Source organism: Brevundimonas sp. EU05-FHT14B07 (genome assembly GCF_058790795.1).
Genome location: NZ_JBYTCZ010000002.1, coordinates 554,278 through 569,585 on the forward strand (window position 1 = coordinate 554,278; position 15,308 = coordinate 569,585).

The 15,308-nt window shown below is 67.5% G+C and carries 15 protein-coding genes; 11 read left to right on the forward strand and 4 right to left on the reverse strand.

From position 1 onward, the window contains the following. The first annotated feature begins 10 nt into the window (after positions 1–10). The gene (gene cobT / locus AC3WRC_RS06840) at positions 11–1,894 is read left to right on the forward strand and encodes a cobaltochelatase subunit CobT (protein ID WP_492303337.1); all 1,884 of its coding nucleotides are present in this window, start codon (positions 11–13) and stop codon (positions 1,892–1,894) included. Next, positions 1,891–2,865 (forward strand): esterase-like activity of phytase family protein, encoded by a 975-nt coding sequence (locus AC3WRC_RS06845; RefSeq protein WP_492303338.1) that lies wholly within the window; start codon positions 1,891–1,893, stop codon positions 2,863–2,865. The genes cobT and AC3WRC_RS06845 overlap by 4 nt, the downstream gene beginning before the upstream one ends. 3 nt (positions 2,866–2,868) lie before the next feature. On the opposite strand, the gene AC3WRC_RS06850 is transcribed toward AC3WRC_RS06845, so the two are convergent. The 3 genes from AC3WRC_RS06850 to otsB are packed head-to-tail and all read right to left on the reverse strand — an operon-like array spanning position 2,869 to position 6,871. Beyond that, complete coding sequence (locus tag AC3WRC_RS06850) at positions 2,869–4,281, reverse strand: alpha,alpha-trehalose-phosphate synthase (UDP-forming) (protein WP_492303339.1); 1,413 nt, start codon at positions 4,279–4,281, stop codon at positions 2,869–2,871. A 42-nt stretch (positions 4,282–4,323) separates the two neighbouring features. Continuing rightward, positions 4,324–6,108 carry a glycoside hydrolase family 15 protein gene (locus AC3WRC_RS06855; RefSeq protein WP_492303340.1) on the reverse strand — a complete coding sequence of 595 codons (1,785 nt, stop codon included), beginning with the start codon at positions 6,106–6,108 and terminating at the stop codon, positions 4,324–4,326. Between the two features lie 4 nt (positions 6,109–6,112). Next, positions 6,113–6,871: a trehalose-phosphatase gene (otsB, locus tag AC3WRC_RS06860; RefSeq protein WP_492303341.1), complete on the reverse strand. Its 759-nt coding sequence runs from the start codon at positions 6,869–6,871 to the stop codon at positions 6,113–6,115. Positions 6,872–7,039: 168 nt separating this feature from the next. On the opposite strand from otsB, the gene AC3WRC_RS06865 reads away from it, so the two are divergent. The 9 genes from AC3WRC_RS06865 (at position 7,040) to truA (ending at position 14,211) form a co-directional block, all read left to right on the forward strand. Beyond that, the gene (locus AC3WRC_RS06865) at positions 7,040–8,032 is read left to right on the forward strand and encodes a KpsF/GutQ family sugar-phosphate isomerase (RefSeq protein WP_055754358.1); all 993 of its coding nucleotides are present in this window, start codon (positions 7,040–7,042) and stop codon (positions 8,030–8,032) included. A 1-nt stretch (position 8,033) separates the two neighbouring features. Continuing rightward, entirely contained in the window at positions 8,034–9,317 is a 1,284-nt protein-coding gene (locus tag AC3WRC_RS06870) for a glycosyltransferase family 4 protein (RefSeq protein ID WP_492303342.1), read from the forward strand. 30 nt (positions 9,318–9,347) lie between these two features. Beyond that, entirely contained in the window at positions 9,348–10,520 is a 1,173-nt protein-coding gene (locus AC3WRC_RS06875) for a polysaccharide biosynthesis/export family protein (RefSeq protein WP_055754356.1), read from the forward strand. 4 nt (positions 10,521–10,524) lie between these two features. Next, complete coding sequence (locus AC3WRC_RS06880; RefSeq protein ID WP_492303343.1) at positions 10,525–11,103, forward strand: hypothetical protein; 579 nt, start codon at positions 10,525–10,527, stop codon at positions 11,101–11,103. Positions 11,104–11,135: 32 nt separating this feature from the next. Further along, entirely contained in the window at positions 11,136–11,537 is a 402-nt protein-coding gene (locus AC3WRC_RS06885; protein WP_492303344.1) for an acyl-CoA thioesterase, read from the forward strand. A gap of 57 nt (positions 11,538–11,594) precedes the next feature. Then, positions 11,595–12,170 (forward strand): peptide deformylase, encoded by a 576-nt coding sequence (gene def / locus AC3WRC_RS06890; RefSeq protein ID WP_039243916.1) that lies wholly within the window; start codon positions 11,595–11,597, stop codon positions 12,168–12,170. Continuing rightward, positions 12,170–12,448 carry a hypothetical protein gene (locus tag AC3WRC_RS06895; protein WP_082854149.1) on the forward strand — a complete coding sequence of 93 codons (279 nt, stop codon included), beginning with the start codon at positions 12,170–12,172 and terminating at the stop codon, positions 12,446–12,448. The genes def and AC3WRC_RS06895 overlap by 1 nt, the downstream gene beginning before the upstream one ends. 96 nt (positions 12,449–12,544) lie before the next feature. Further along, entirely contained in the window at positions 12,545–13,468 is a 924-nt protein-coding gene (gene fmt / locus AC3WRC_RS06900; protein ID WP_492303345.1) for a methionyl-tRNA formyltransferase, read from the forward strand. Next, positions 13,468–14,211 (forward strand): tRNA pseudouridine(38-40) synthase TruA, encoded by a 744-nt coding sequence (truA, locus tag AC3WRC_RS06905; RefSeq protein ID WP_492303346.1) that lies wholly within the window; start codon positions 13,468–13,470, stop codon positions 14,209–14,211. Before fmt ends, truA begins: the two co-directional genes overlap by 1 nt. A 9-nt stretch (positions 14,212–14,220) precedes the next feature. Here truA and AC3WRC_RS06910 read toward each other — a convergent pair whose 3' ends face one another. Next, the gene (locus AC3WRC_RS06910; RefSeq protein ID WP_492303347.1) at positions 14,221–15,264 is read right to left on the reverse strand and encodes an aspartate-semialdehyde dehydrogenase; all 1,044 of its coding nucleotides are present in this window, start codon (positions 15,262–15,264) and stop codon (positions 14,221–14,223) included. Positions 15,265–15,308: the final 44 nt, after the last annotated feature.

Sequence of the window (15,308 nt, forward strand, 5' to 3'; positions counted from 1 at the left end):
ACTGAGGGCCATGGCCGCCCCGGATACTCCCGCCGAAACCTTCAAGCGCGCGCTGGGTCATGCCGCGCGGGCGCTGGCCGAACAGCCCGAGCTGGAGGTGGTGTTCGGGTCCGACGGGCCCAAACTGTCGAACGGCGTCCTGACGCTGCCCCATCCGCCGCGCGATCCGTCCGGGCCCGAGAGCGCGTCCTTGCGCGGCCAGGCCGACCGGCTGGCGCTGCGTTTGGCCAATCACGATGCGGCGGTGAACAGCCGGATGCGGCCGGCGGACGCCAAGGCGGCCGAGGTGTTCGACGCGGTCGAACAGGCGCGGGTCGAGGCCTTCGGTTCGGAACATCTGGCCGGGGTGCGCGACAATCTGGGCGCCGCCCTGATCACGCGACTGGAAAAGACCGGCGCCCTGCGGATCAGCGACGCCGACCGCGTGCCCGTGTCCGAGGCCGTGGCCCTGCTTGTCCGCGAGCGGCTGACCGGGCGCCCGCCCCCCGACGGCGCCCGGGCCATGCTGGATCTGGTGCGCGCCAACATCGAGGCCAAGGCCGGCGCCAAGCTGGACGCCCTGGCCGGCACGGCGGGCGATCAGGAAGGCTTTGCGCTGAAGATGCGCGAGGTGCTGCGCGCGCTGGACCTCGACCCCGGCGACGGGCGCGGCGAAGATACGTCCGAAGATCCCGGCGACGAGGAGCCCGATCCTCAGGACCCTGCGGCCGACGACGATCAGGACGAGGAGGAAGAGCAGGACGGCGGCGAAGGCTCCCAGTCGATGGAGGGCGACGCCGACGATCAGTCTTCCGAGCAGGAGCGCGAAAGTCGCCCCGAAGGCGCGCCCGCCGATCCCGACGGCGAAGGCGCCGACGATGGCCCGGAACTTCAGGAAGGCCAGCAGCCGAACCGTCAGCAGACGGCCGACGACGGTCGCGCGGTCGATTTCTACCGCGTCTTCACCACCGCCTTCGACGAGGTGGTGGACGCCGCCGACCTGTGCGACCCCGTCGAGCTGGACCGGCTGCGCGCCCTGCTGGACGGCCAGCTGGCCATCCTGTCCAGCGTCGTGTCGCGCCTGGCCAACAAGCTGCAACGGCGCCTGCTGGCCCAGCAGAACCGTTCCTGGGTCTTCGATCTGGAAGAGGGGATGCTGGACACGGCGCGGCTGACCCGGATCGTCACCGACCCGACCGCCCCACTGTCGTTCAAGGCCGAGAGCGAAAGCCCGTTCCGCGACACGGTCGTGACCCTGCTGCTGGACAACTCCGGCTCGATGCGCGGACGGCCGATCATGGTGGCGGCGGTCTGCGCCGACATCCTGGCGCGGACGCTGGAACGCTGCGGCGTCAAGGTCGAAATCCTGGGCTTCACCACCCGCGCGTGGAAAGGCGGGCAGAGCCGCGAGGCCTGGATCACCGCCGGCAAGCCGCAAAATCCCGGCCGCCTCAACGACCTGCGCCACATCATCTACAAGGCCGCCGATGCGCCTTGGCGCCGGGCCAAGAAGAACTTGGGCCTGATGATGCGCGAAGGTCTGCTGAAGGAGAATATCGACGGCGAGGCCCTGCAATGGGCCCACGGTCGCCTGCTGGCCCGCACCGAACAGCGCCGCATCCTGATGGTCATTTCCGACGGTTCGCCGGTCGACGACTCGACCCAGTCGGCCAATGCGGCCCTGTATCTGGACAAGCACCTGCGCCAGATGATCGCAGAGATCGAGGATCGCTCGCCGGTCGAACTGCTGGCCATCGGCATCGGCCACGACGTGACCCGCTGGTATCGCAAGGCCCTGACCATCGTGGATGTGGAACAGCTTGCGGGGGCCATGACCGAGAAGCTGGCTGAACTGTTCGAGAACGAGGGGGCAGCGGGTCCCACCCGTCGCACCAAGCGAAAGCTGGCGGCATGAGCCGTTTCGGCCGGCTGACCAGTGTCTGGATCGCCCTGTCGCTGTCGGCCTGCGCCGCCTCGCTGGGCGCGCCGCGTCCCTATCCGTTGGCGTCGGACGGCTGGACGCCCCAGGTCGCGGAACTGCGAAGCGTCAGCCTGGGCCTGCCCGGCGGCACGCAGTTGGCTGACAGTGTAACATTCGCCGGCGGCCTGCAGGTCAGCGCCGCGCCGACCTCGCCTCTTCACAGCCTGTCGGACCTGAAGCTGACCGGCGACGGCGGCTTCGTCACGGTATCGGACACCGGCGATCTGGTGCGCGGCGACATTCGCCTGGACGCCCGGGGGCGGCTGGTCGGCCTGGATCGCTTCCGCTCGCGTAGGCTCACGCTTCAGGACGGCGCCGCGATTTCCGACAAGTCGGACGGCGACGCCGAGGGCCTGACCATCACCCCCTCCGGCGATCTGCTGGTCAGTTTCGAGCGGCTTCACCGGATCTGGAACTACGGTCCCCTGTCAGCGCTGAAGACCAAGCCGACGCCGGTGCGGTCGCCCGACTTCGCCTTCACCGAGAATGACGGGATGGAGGGGTTGGCCGTTGCACCCGGCGGTTGGCGCGTCTCTGGCGAGGCGGGCGGCGTCTGGGACTGCGCAGCGGCGAGGTGCACGGTCGTCAGCGCACCACCTGCAACCCCCATCCCCGACAGCGAATACCGCATCACCGGCCTGGATCGCGATCCGTCCGGCGCCGGATGGTTCGTGGTCCAGCGCCTGTACCGGGCGCCCATCGACATGCGCGCGCGCGTGCGCCGCATGGCCCCCGACGGAGCGCTGGGACCGGTGTTGATCGAGCTGAAACTGCCCGGCACGACCGACAACTTCGAGGGTATCGCCGCAGAGATGCGAAACGGCAGGACCCGGTTCTACCTCCTGTCCGACGACAACTTCAATCCGGCCCAGCGCACCCTGATGCTGGCCTTCGACCTGCGCTAGGCGTCAGGCCGCGCCGGCCCACTGCGTCGGTTGCGAGGTCGATTCATTGGCTTGCAGGGCGCGCACGAAATCATCGCGCCAGATGCCGACATCGGTGGCGCGAACCACGTCCATCAGGGCTTCCCATTTTCGGATCCGCTCGGCCAGCGGCATTGTCAGCGCCTTCTGGATGGCGTCCGACAGCTCTTCGCGACTGTAGGGATTGACCAGCAGCGCCTCACCCATCTGTTCGGCCGCGCCGGCGAAGCGCGACAGGATCAGCACGCCGGGATCGTCCGGGTTCTGGGCGCAGACATATTCCTTGGCCACCAGGTTCATGCCGTCGCGCAGCGGCGTCACCAGACCGACCCGCGCCGCGCGGTAGATGCCCGCCAGCTGATCCCGGCGATAGGTGCGGTTCAGATAACGGATCGGCTGCCAGTCCATGTCGGCGAAGGCGCCGTTGATCCGTCCCGCCAGGGCGTCCAGCCGCGAACGAATGTCCTGATAGCTGTCCACGTCGTCGCGCGAGATGGGCGTGACCTGCAACAGGAAGACCTCGCCCCGCATCGAGGCGTTGTCGTGCAGAAACTGTTCGTAACCCAGCAGCCGCTCTTCCAGCCCCTTGGAATAGTCCAGCCGGTCCACCCCCACGATCATCGAGCGGAAGGCCGACGACGCCGCCATTCGATCATAGGTTCGCGCCCCAAGCGCCGAATTTCGCGCCGCCAGGAAACCATCCACATCGATGCCGATGGGGAAGACGCCGGTCTGGACCTTGCGACCGAAACACTCCAGCCCGCCCGTCCCGTCCAACTCGCCCTGGGCCTCGGACACCACATAGTCGGTGAACAGATCGCTCCACTCCTGGGTGTGGAAACCGATCAGGTCGAAGTCGAACATCGATTCTACCAGCCGCCGGTGATGCGGCAGGGTCACCAGCAACTGCCGCGCAGGCCAGGGCGTGTGCAGGAAGAAGCCGATCCGGTTGCGAATGCCCAAGCGGCGCAGATCCCGCGCCATCGGGATCATGTGATAGTCGTGAATCCAGATCATGTCGTCGGGCTGGATCAACGGCGCCAGCGCCTCGGCAAAGCGCCGGTTCACCCGCTCATAGCCCTCGCCATAGGACCGCTCGTACTGGGCCAGGTCGATGCGGTGGTGGAACAGCGGCCACAGCGTCTTGTTGGCGTAGCCGTTGTAGTATTCGTCGACGTCCTGCCCCTCTAGGTCGACCAGCCCTACGGTGACGCCGGCCCGGTCCTCGATCTTCACCTCGCCGGAGTAGTGGTCCACCCGCTCGCCCGACCAGCCGAACCACAGGCCGTCGTATTTTCTGAGCGCGGCGGACAGAGCCATGGCCAGGCCGCCGGCGGACCCGGCGGCGGGGTCGGTCGGGGCCGAAACCCGGTTCGAAACAACGATCAGGCGGCTCATGACTTCACTTCACACGGCGACCCCAGCCCCGGGGTCCAGACATTAACGCACATCGGTCCAGGAACGGCTCAACAGCACGGCGCAATTGATGATGCCGACCAGGGAATAGGTCTGCGGATAGTTGCCCCACAGCTCGCCATCGTCGATCGAGATGTCCTCGCTCAACAGCCCTGCGGCCGTTCGCCGGCTCAGCATTTCCTGGAAGATGGTGCGCGCTTCCTCGATGCGGCCGTTCTGGTGCAGGGCTTCGATGAACCAGAAGGTGCAGAAGTTGAAGGCGGTCTCCGGCTCGCCGAAGTCGTCCGGCTCCACATAGCGGAACAGGTGGCTGCCTTTCTTCAGATCGCGCTCGATGGCGTCGAAGGTGGCGACCTGACGCGGATCGTGCGCCTCCAGGAAACCCAGATCGGTCATCTGCAGCAGTGAGGCGTCCAGCTCGCGGCCGCCGAAGCTGGCGGCGAACCGGCCCTCGTCGGGCAGATAGGCCTCCGCTTCGATCCGCTGACGGATGATCTGCGCGCGCTCACGCCAGAAGGCGGCTCGATCCGGCAGGTTCAGATGTTCCGCCGCCTTGGCCAGACGATCGCAAGCGGCCCAGCACATGACGGATGAATAGGTGTGGACCCGCGCAATGGTGCGGAACTCCCACAGGCCCGCGTCGGTCTGATCGTGCATGGCGAAGGCGCGCTCGCCGATCGCCTCCAGCGCGTGGAAATCCTCCAGCGTACCCGGACGCAGCAGCCGTGCGTCATAGAAGGCCTGAACCAGAGGCAGCACGATCTGTCCGTAGACGTCGTGTTGCAGATGTTCGTGCGCCTGATTGCCGATCCGCACCGGCTTCATGCCGCGGTAGCCCTCGACGCTGTCGATGATGCTCTCGCCGATTCCAGGCTCCAGGCCCACGCCATAGACCGGCTGGACATGACCGCCGGCGGAATCGTCGACCAGATTCCTCAGATAGACGAGGTAGTTCTCGAGGATGTCGACCGCACCCAACCGGTTCAGCGCCCGCACCGTGTAATAGGCGTCGCGGATCCAGCAGTAGCGATAGTCCCAGTTGCGCCCGCTCTCCTTGAACTCGGGCACCGACGTCGTCATGGCGGCGACGATGGCGCCGGTCTCTTCATAGGCGCACAGCTTCAGCGTGATCGCCGCGCGGATCACCGCCTCCTGATAGTCTAGCGGCAGGTAGAGTTTGCGCACCCAGTCCTGCCAATAGGCGACCGTGCGATCGAGCGCGCCCTGCACGCCGTGGCCGACATCCTGGTCGTAGCCCTCGTCCGGGCCCAGGAAGAAGGCATGCGACCGCTCCAGCCGGAACACGCGCTCCTCCAGCACATGCGACACGGGACAATCGGTCGTCAGGCGGAAGGTGACGTCGGCGCACATATAGCGGATGTGGTTGGATCCGGAGGTGTGCGGCGCCGGCCGCGCGCCCCAGTCCGTCGAGGGCCGCAACCGCACACGGATGCGCGGCGTGCCCGACAGCGGCCGTACGATGCGGGCGAAAGCCAGCGGCCGATAGGTGCGCGAGTGCTTCGGATGACGCGGGGCGAAATCGATGATCTCGGCTGACGATCCGTCCTCGGCCGTCATGACCGTGCGCAAAACCGGCGTGTTGCGGACATAGGCCTGATCGATCGACTTCACGTCATCCATCTCGATGGCCCAGAAGCCATGCTCGGGCGCCATGCCATCCATCAGGGCGGAAAACACCGGGTCGCCGTCCACCCGCGGCGCGCAGGCCCAGACGAAACGCCCCTGGCGGTCGATCAGGGCGCTGACGCCGCAGTTGCCGATGGGAAACAGATCCAGATTGGGCTTCATCGGTTCAGGCCTTCGCTACGGCTTCAAGCCAGGTGAGCACAGCATCCACATCGTCCAGCCGGTATCGGGCCGCCGTCTCGCGCTCGGGGCCGACCAGCACGCCGTATCCGCCCAGCGCCGCCGCAGCTTCGAACCCGTATTCATCGGTCAGATCGTCGCCCAGCATGACCGGAACCGCGCCCTTGAACGGCGCCTCCTGCATGAAGGCCGTAACAGCCGTGCCCTTGTCGGCGCCGGGCGTCTTCAACTCCAGCACCATATGGCCAGGTTGGAGCGTCAATCCCGTTTCGGCCTGCAGCTCGGCGGCCAGTCCCTTGGCGGCGCCGGCTTCATCCGGCGCCTGACGATAGTGCAGACCGACGGAGACGCCCTTGTCCTCAACGATTACGCCGGGGCGATCGGCGGCGAACTCCTCGAACGCGTCCAGCGCCTGGGCGACGCCGGCGTCGGGCGTCTTGCGTTCAATGGAACCGTCCTTCAGACGCCGCTCCAGGCCATGCACGCCCGAGCCCGAGACAAGGGCGTGATCGGAAATGCGGTCGATCTCGGCGATAGTGCGGCCGCTGACGATGGCGACGCGGCCCGCAAGTCGCGCCTCTACCGCCTTCAGCGCCGCCGTACGACGCGCAGTCGGCACGACGGCGTCGGGCGTCGGGGCCATCGGCGCCAGCACGCCGTCCATGTCCAGGAACAGGGCGATCCCGTCGGCGACGACGGGCGGTGTCGGGAGCAATAGCGAGGCGGCTCCGGCATGAGACGGCATTGACGATCAAACTCTTTGTTTTAGTTCCCCGGTCGGCGTAACGCGCCAGAGCGGCAAAGGTTGACCAGAAACCGACAAAGTCGTCTGAAAGGGAGGCGGCGCGCGAAACGCACTCACGGCGGATCGCGCTCGTCAAAGAAGGAGAGCCCGGCTGCGGGCCAGAACACTATGACCGAGATCGCTCACTCGACCCCCGACGACATCGCCGTGATGACCGACCGCGCCCGTGAGGTCATGCGTCTGAACATCGAAGCGCTGGAGGCGCTGGAACGCTCGATCGACGTGTCGATGGCGCGCGCGGTCGATGTCATCATGAGCCGGCCGGGCTATGTCGTCGTCACCGGCATGGGCAAGTCGGGCCATATCGGCGGCAAGATCGCCGCCACACTGGCCTCGACCGGCACCAACGCCTTCTTCGTTCACCCCGCCGAGATGAGCCACGGCGACCTGGGGATGCTGCGTCCCGACGTGACGGTGCTCGCCATCTCCAACTCGGGCGAGAGCCGCGAGCTGCGCGATCCGCTGATCTATTGCCAACGCAACGGCATTCCCGTCATCGCCATCACGCAGCGGCCCGGCAGCTTCCTGGGACGCAACGCAGCGGTCTGCCTGACCATGCCCAAGGTCGCCGAGGCCTGCCCCAATGGCTTGGCGCCCACCACCTCTACCCTGATGACCCTGGCCCTGGGCGACGCCTTGGCCATGGTGCTGATGGATCGCCGCAAGTTCACGGCCATGGACTTCGGCCTGCACCACCCCGGCGGCGCCCTGGGCATGAGCTTGCAAAGCGTGCGCGAATGGATGGGTGACAATGCCGCCGTCCCGGCCAGCGTCCCGTTGAACGCCAGCTTCGGCGATGTGGTCTCCGCGATCACCGAAGGCCGAAAGGGCGCGGTGGCCGTCCTGGACGCCGATGGCGCGCTGGCAGGCATCGTCACCGACGGCGACCTGCGCCGTGCGTTCCAGCGCGACACCACCCATCTTACGGCGGCCGATATCATGGGCGCCAATCCCATCACCGTGGACCCGGATGCGCGCATGAGCGACGTCGTCGATCTGTTGACCGCCAACAAGATCGCCAATCTGTTCGTCGTCGAGGACGGCAAACCCACGGCCATCGTCCATATCGCCGAACTGATGCAGGCCGGCTACGTCGCCTAGTATGCGCATTCTCTACGACGCCAGCCGGCTGATGAGCCGGGCCGAACGGTCGGCACCGACGGGCGTGGACCGGGTGTGTCTGGCCTATGCCGAATGGCTGCTGGCCTCGCCCGATATCACGACCATCCCGGTGCGTGGCCGCAAGAACCGGCTGGTCGCCGTCGAGATCGGCTGGTTCCGGCGGTTCGTGGCCGACCTGCGCGCCAAATGGAACGGCGCCGCCAGCACAGCCGCAGATCTGGCGCACGAACAGCGGCTGCTCGCCGCCCTGACGGCGGAACGACGGCCGGCCGCCTCGGTGCTTTGCCCGGCGCCCGCTCCCGAGAAGGAGAAGCCCGCCGACAAGACGCGGGTGTTCAAACAGTTCTTCCGTTCGCGCCACGTCGCCCCGCTGCCGCAGGCCGACCTGTATCTGACCGTCGGCCACACCACCCTGCACCAGCCGACGGCGCTCGAAGATCTGAAGGCGGCGGGGATCGAACGCGTCGTGCTGCTGCACGATTTGATCCCGGTCACTCACCCTGAATTCTGTCGGCCCGGCGACGGCGACAAACACCACGCGCGGGTGTCAAACACCCTGCGTCTGGCCAGCCGGATCATGGTCAACTCCGCCTACACCGGCGATGAACTCCGCGCCTTCGCCGAGCGTGAGGGTCTGCCTCTGCCGCCGGTCCACGTTGCCCACCTCGGGTTGGAGCCGGCTTTCGTCGCCGGCGACGCCATCGCGGCTCCGCGTCCCTATTTCGTCCACGTCGGCACGATCGAGGCGCGCAAGAACCTGGCTCTGCTACTGACTCTGTGGCGCAGGCTGGAAGAACGGATGGGCGATCAGACGCCGTCCCTGGTGCTGGTCGGTCGCTACGGCTGGGAGAACGAAGCGGTGCTGGACCACCTGCAACGCTCGCCCAATCTGCAAGGGGTCGTCCATCAGGCGGCGAATCTGTCCGATGCCGTCTTGGCCAGGCTGATGCGCGGGGCGCGCGCCGTACTCGCCCCGTCCTCCGTCGAGGGCTTCGACCTGCCCGCCGTAGAGGCGTGCGCCATGGGCCTGTCGCTGATCGCCTCCGACATTCCGCCGCACCGCGAATTGACGCCGAACGCCGAACTGATTGATCCGCTCGACGGCCTCGGCTGGCTGGCCGCCATCGAGCGTACGACCAAGGCGGCGCCGATACCGCCCCCCTCCTACCAGGCGCCGTCTTGGACCGAGCATTTCCGCATCGTCGCCGACGTCATCGGCCTTCCGCCCGTTTCGTCACTGGCGAGCGCGCCCAAAGGCTTGTAATCAATCCGCGAACGAGGGCTATCCAGCTTCATGACGCGCACCATCCTGCCGCTTGCCATTGTCGCCATTCTCGGCGGCTGCTCCACACTGCCTCGCGACGGGCCCTCGGGCGCCTCGGTCAACGCCGGGGCTACGACCGCCTCGGCTCTGGGCAGCTATGCGCTGGTGCCGTTGACGTTCGAAGCGACCGAACGGATGAAGCAGGTTCCGCCGCAGTTCTTCGGCAGCCTCGCCGCAGGATCGAGCGATCAGCCCGCAGACGTGATTGGTGAGGGCGACACCCTGGCGATCTCGATCTTCGACCCGTCGGGCGCGCTGTTCGGAGGAACGCTGGGCTCCGGATCCTCGTCCAGCCGCACGAACACAACGTTGTCGGGCGGCAACCAGGCCCTTCCCGGCGCGACTGTCGATCGCAGCGGCTCAGTGACCATTCCTTTCGGCGGACAGGTACGTGTTCAGGGCCTGACCTCGACCCAGGCGGCTGCCGCGATCCGGCGCGCCCTGGTCGGCAAGGTCGCCAATCCGCAGGTGCTGGTGTCCATCGCCGGCAACGCCTCCAACACGGTCAACGTGCTGGGCGACGTGCGCCAGCCGGGTCGCGCGCCGCTGGGCGTCAACAGCGACCGTATCCTGGACGTGATCGCCGCGGCCGGCGGCTCGGCCCGCACCACCGACGACCTGACTATCTCGATCCAGCGCGAGGGCCGCACCTACACCGCGCCCCTGTCGGCAGTGACGACCGAGTTCGGCGAGAACGTGCGTCTGCAGCGCGGCGACGTGGTCAATGTTCAGTACAAGCCCCGTCGCTTCTCGACCTTCGGCGGCCTGAACGCCGTGGCCCAGGTCGATATGCCCGCCGGTCCCGTGACCCTGACCGGCGCCCTGTCCAAGGTCGGCGGCCTGAACACCAATACGGCCAATGCGCGTCGCGTTCTGATCTTCCGCTTCGAACGTCCCGAAGTCGCGCAGGCGCTGGGCATCAATCAGCCCGCCACGCCGCGCGGCGTGCCGGTCGTCTACGAGCTGGACTTCAGCGACGCCGCCAATGTGTTCGCCGCCACCAATATGGAGGTCATGCCCGAGGACGTGATCTATGTGCCCCTGGCCGGCGCCGCGGAGATGCGCAAGTTCTTCGAGGTCGTTCAGAGCCTGACCCGCGTCGTCTATGATGTGTCGGTGACCAGCACGCTCAACAACAACTGACGTCATGGCCAGACGGCGGGCGCTGCTTTCGGGACTGTTTTCACGCAAGTCACCGGCTGCGCCCGCCGAGGACACGATCGACCCGTTCGATCGGCCGACCGAGCTTAAGCCGGAAGAACATGACGCCTTGAGCCTGGCCTTGGCTGAAATCGAAGCGGGCGCGCTGGAGATATACGCCCAGGCCGGCCTGCCCACCCAGCCGGGCCACTATCGTCGCGATCCCTACACCGCGGACTGGATCTTCATAGCCCGTCAGATCGAACCGTCCGAACGCTTCGCCCTGGCCCTGCGCTATCCGCCCGAACAGGGATGGCGCTTCGCCCGGCTGGAGGATTTGGGCGCGCGGTCGGACCGCGACGATGTTCAAGCCGCTGCGCGTCTCATGGCCGATGTCGCGACCTTGCGGGCGTCTCGGCGCGGCGTGTTGACCCACGATCATCTCTTGACCGCCATGGAACTGGGCGCCGCCTGGCGCGCCCTGCGCGATGCACAGGCTTTTCGCACATCCCGTCTGACCCTGTCCGTGCCAGAGCCCGCACGTCCCAGGGCGCTCAAGGGCGACAAACCGCTAAGGCCGCGCTAGAGAGCCCGCCTCCCCGAACTGCAGGCCCCTCCATGTCCAACGCCCCCGAACAGCCTCCCGAATTCCAGCCCGTCGGTCGCATCATCGCCATGCCCGCCGACACCAACCCCGAGGGCGACATCTTCGGCGGCTGGCTGCTGGCGCAGATGGACCTTGCGGGCGCGACCCCGGCGTTCGAACTGGCCTGCGGGCGCTGCGCCACCGTGGCGCTGGACGGCATGGTGTTTCACCAGCCCGTCTCGGTCGGCGACGAGGTCAGCATCTACGCCCATGTCATCGGCTCGGGCCGCACCTCCATCCGCGTCCAGGTCGAGGCGTGGAAGCGGGCGCGGGGCCAGCCCCAGGCCGCTTCGGTGCGCGTGACCCAGGGCGTCTTCACATATGTCGCCATCGACAAGCACCGCAAACCTCGCCCTCTGCCCGGCAAGGCGTAACGCGCGTCACGAGGCGCAAATCTTGACCTTGCGCCGGGGCGGGCCTACGTCCCGGCCATGGCCATTCGACGCATCCTCACCATCGACAACGCCGCCGACCTGGCGATCCTGAAGCAGGTGTCCAAGCCCGTCGCGGCCGTGGACGACGCCGTCCGCGCCCTGATGGATGACATGCTAGAGACGATGTACGACGCGCCGGGCATCGGCCTGGCCGCCGTGCAGATCGGCGCTCTGGACCGGGTGATCGTCATGGACCTGGGCGACAAAGACGGCGTGGTCTGCGAGACCGAGGAAGAAGCGGCCGAGAACGCCGAGGCGCGCAAGAACCCGCGTTTCTTCGCCAACCCGGAAATCCTGTGGACCTCGGACGAGCTCTACACCTACGAGGAAGGCTGCCTTTCGATCCCCGAGTATTTCGACAAGGTGGAACGCCCGGCCCGCGTTCGCATTCGCTATCTGAACCGTGACGGTCAGTCGGTGGAGGAAGAGGCCGAGGGCCTCTACGCCGTCTGCATCCAGCACGAGATGGACCACCTTAACGGCGTGCTCTTCATCGACCATCTGTCGCGTCTCAAGCGGGACCGCGCCGTGACCAAGGTCAAGAAGGCCGCCCGCGACAGGATCGCCGCCTGATGACCAAGATCGTCCGCCCCGAACGTATCGAACGCGCTGCGCGCCGGATCGCGCCGTCAATCCCGCGCGGCCGCTCGCTGATCATCGACTCCTCGGGCCGTCGTCGCCTGACGCGCAGCCAGAAGGTGGGTGTCGCCGGCGTCGCCACCCTGGCCGGTGTGGCCCTGCTGGGCGTTGTCGCGGGCCTGCTGCTCGACCGTCTGCTCGATTTCGACGACGCGCTGGACGCGGGCGGCGAATGGGACGAGGGCGGCGGCGTCTTCACGCGCTGGCAGTAGGCGGCCTAAACCACTTTCCTGCAGAGCATGATTCACGCTCCGGCCTGAACCGCATTGCGGTTCCGTCCGAAACGATCATGCTCTAAAGGCGTGCCCATGCGCCTTGCCTTCATGGGAACTCCCGACTTCGCCGTGCCGTCCCTGGCCGAGCTGATCGCCTCGGGTCACGAAATCGTCGCCGTCTATTCGCAGCCGCCGCGCCCCAAAGGCCGGGGGCAGAAGCTGACGCCGTCGCCCGTCCACGCCTTCGCCGAGACCATGGGCCTGCCCGTCTTCACGCCAGAAAGCATGAAGGACGCCGAGGCGATCGCCACCTTCAGAAGCCTGGATCTCGATGCGGCCTGCGTCGTCGCCTACGGCCAGATCCTGAAGACCGAGGTGCTGGAGGCGCCACGCCTGGGCTGTCTGAACCTGCATGGCTCCCTATTGCCGCGCTGGCGCGGGGCCGCCCCGATCCAGCGGGCCATCATGGCCGGCGACAAACAGACTGGCGTCCAGATCATGCAGATGAGCCTGGGTCTGGACGAAGGCCCAATCCTGCTCAGCGAACTGATGGACATTCTGCCCGACGACACGGCCGCCAGCCTGTCCGAACGGATGGCCCATGTCGGCGCGGGCCTGTGGCCCCGCGCGCTGGCCGCCATCGACCGGGGCGGCGTCACGCCGTCCGAACAGGTCGGAGAGCCGACCTACGCCAAGAAGATCACCCCGGCCGAGGCCCGGATCGACTGGAGCCGCCCCGCCGCCGAGGTAGACGCCCACATCCGCGGCCTGGCGCCCTTCCCCGGCGCCTGGTTCGAGGCCCCGTCAGAGGCCGGCCCCGTTCGGATCAAGGCGTTGCTGTCGGGCTTGGCGGACGGATCGGGCGCGCCTGGAACCGTGCTGGACGACGCCCTGACCGTCGCCTGCGGCGACGGCGCTGTGCGTCTGATCCGCGTGCAGCGCGAGGGCAAGGCGGCGCAATCGGCCGAGGAGATGCTGCGCGGCTTCGCCCTGCCGGCCGGGACCGTGCTCGGCTGATGCCGCGCTACAAGCTGACGATCGAATACGACGGCACGGCCTACAACGGCTTCCAGGCCCAGGACGGCCAGCCGACGGTCCAGGGCGCGCTGGAGGCGGCGATCCACGCCTTTTCCGGCGAGCGGATCCGCATCGCCGCCGCCGGCCGCACCGACACCGGGGTCCATGCGACGGCCCAGGTCATCCATGCCGATCTGGAACGTGACTGGCCCGTCGATACGGTGCTGAACGCCATGAACGCCCATCTGGTGCGTCAAGACGTCTGCGTCCTGTCGGCTGAATATGCGCCTGATCCCGACTGGCACGCCCGGTTCTCGGCGACTGGCCGGGGCTATCTGTACCGCATCCTGAACCGCCGCCCCCAGCCCGTGCTGGAGCGCGACCGGGTCTGGCACGTCAAGAAGACCCTGGACGCCGAGGCCATGCACCATGCGGCCCAGGTCCTGGTCGGCCACCACGACTTCACCACCTTCCGCGACGTCGGCTGCCAGTCCAAATCGCCGGTCAAGTCGCTGGACGTGGCGCGCGTCACCCGGTTCGGCGAGGAGGTGCATCTGGTGTTTCAGGCGCGCAGCTTCCTGCACCGCCAGGTCCGGTCCATGGCCGGCACCCTGGTCGAGGTGGGGCTGGGTCGCTGGAGCGCCCACGACGTCAAGGTCGCGCTGGAGGCGAAGGACCGCGCGCGGTGCGGCCCCGTCGCCCCCTCGGCAGGGCTCTATCTCAGCGGCGTGCGCTACGACTAAGCTCGCCGGTCAGCCGCGCTGCTGGACCAGCACCTCGGCGATCTGGACCGCGTTCAGGGCCGCGCCCTTCCTCAGATTGTCGTTCGAGACGAATAGGGCGAGACCATGCTCGACCGTCGGATCGGGCCGAACGCGCCCGACGAAGACCGGGTCCTGACCTGACGCTTCCAGCGGGTTCGGCACGGCCGTCACCACCACGCCGGGCGCCCGTGCCAGCAGATCCAGCGCCTGAGCCGCCGACAGCGGGCGCTCGAACTCGACGTTGATCGAAAGCGAATGGCCGGTGAAGACCGGCACCCGCACGCAGGTGCCGGAGACCGGCAGGCCGGGGATTTCCAGGATCTTGCGGCTTTCGTCGCGTAGCTTCAGTTCCTCGTCGGTGTAGCCGTCTTCGCCAAGCGTATAGTTCAGGGCCACCACATTGGCGGCGATCGGCACGACCCACTTCTCTGGCGCGCCGAAGTCCACGGCCCCGCCGTCGCGGGCCAGGGCCGCGCCCTGCCCCACGGTGGCGCGCGACTGGTCCTCCAGCACGCGGATACCCTCGATCCCGCCACCTGAGACGGCCTGATAGGTGGAGACCGTCAGACGCTTCAGCCCCGCCGCGTCGTGCAGGGGCTTCAAAACCGGCATCGCGGCCATGGTGGTGCAGTTGGGGTTGGCGATGATTCCCTTGGGCAGGTCAGCCAGGGCGTGGGGGTTCACCTCGGCGACCACCAGCGGCACCTCGGGGTCAGAACGCCAGGCCGAGGAATTGTCGATCACCACCGCCCCGGCCGCGGCCACCTTGGGCGCCAGGGCCTTGGACGTCTCGCCGCCGGCCGAGAAGAAGACGATGTCCAGACCAGCGTAGTCGGCGCTCGCCGCATCCTCGACCACGATGTCGGTCTCGCCGAAGCGGATCGTCTTGCCCGCCGACCGGGTCGAGGCGAACAGGCGCATCGAAGCCAGCGGGAAGTTCCGCTCGGCCAACAGGCCGCGCATCATCTCGCCGACGAGGCCTGTGGCGCCGACGATACCCACGTGGGGTGGGTTGGACGGGGAAAAGGACATGTAGGCGTCTCCTGGAAGGATGGAGGCGCGGGGTTCAGCCGGTT

Excerpts from the sequence above, each read along its gene's own strand:
- AC3WRC_RS06855 (WP_492303340.1), bottom strand. The coding sequence starts at position 6,108 with ATGAAGCCCAATCTGGATCTGTTTCCCATCGGCAACTGCGGCGTCAGC.
- def (WP_039243916.1), top strand. The coding sequence starts at position 11,595 with ATGGCCATTCGACGCATCCTCACCATCGACAACGCCGCCGACCTGGCG.
- AC3WRC_RS06875 (WP_055754356.1), top strand. The coding sequence starts at position 9,348 with ATGACGCGCACCATCCTGCCGCTTGCCATTGTCGCCATTCTCGGCGGC.
- AC3WRC_RS06895 (WP_082854149.1), top strand. The coding sequence starts at position 12,170 with ATGACCAAGATCGTCCGCCCCGAACGTATCGAACGCGCTGCGCGCCGG.
- AC3WRC_RS06865 (WP_055754358.1), top strand. The coding sequence starts at position 7,040 with ATGACCGAGATCGCTCACTCGACCCCCGACGACATCGCCGTGATGACC.
- AC3WRC_RS06870 (WP_492303342.1), top strand. The coding sequence starts at position 8,034 with ATGCGCATTCTCTACGACGCCAGCCGGCTGATGAGCCGGGCCGAACGG.
- AC3WRC_RS06880 (WP_492303343.1), top strand. The coding sequence starts at position 10,525 with ATGGCCAGACGGCGGGCGCTGCTTTCGGGACTGTTTTCACGCAAGTCA.
- cobT (WP_492303337.1), top strand. The coding sequence starts at position 11 with ATGGCCGCCCCGGATACTCCCGCCGAAACCTTCAAGCGCGCGCTGGGT.
- fmt (WP_492303345.1), top strand. The coding sequence starts at position 12,545 with ATGCGCCTTGCCTTCATGGGAACTCCCGACTTCGCCGTGCCGTCCCTG.
- truA (WP_492303346.1), top strand. The coding sequence starts at position 13,468 with ATGCCGCGCTACAAGCTGACGATCGAATACGACGGCACGGCCTACAAC.
- AC3WRC_RS06845 (WP_492303338.1), top strand. The coding sequence starts at position 1,891 with ATGAGCCGTTTCGGCCGGCTGACCAGTGTCTGGATCGCCCTGTCGCTG.
- otsB (WP_492303341.1), bottom strand. The coding sequence starts at position 6,871 with ATGCCGTCTCATGCCGGAGCCGCCTCGCTATTGCTCCCGACACCGCCC.
- AC3WRC_RS06885 (WP_492303344.1), top strand. The coding sequence starts at position 11,136 with ATGTCCAACGCCCCCGAACAGCCTCCCGAATTCCAGCCCGTCGGTCGC.
- AC3WRC_RS06850 (WP_492303339.1), bottom strand. The coding sequence starts at position 4,281 with ATGAGCCGCCTGATCGTTGTTTCGAACCGGGTTTCGGCCCCGACCGAC.
- AC3WRC_RS06910 (WP_492303347.1), bottom strand. The coding sequence starts at position 15,264 with ATGTCCTTTTCCCCGTCCAACCCACCCCACGTGGGTATCGTCGGCGCC.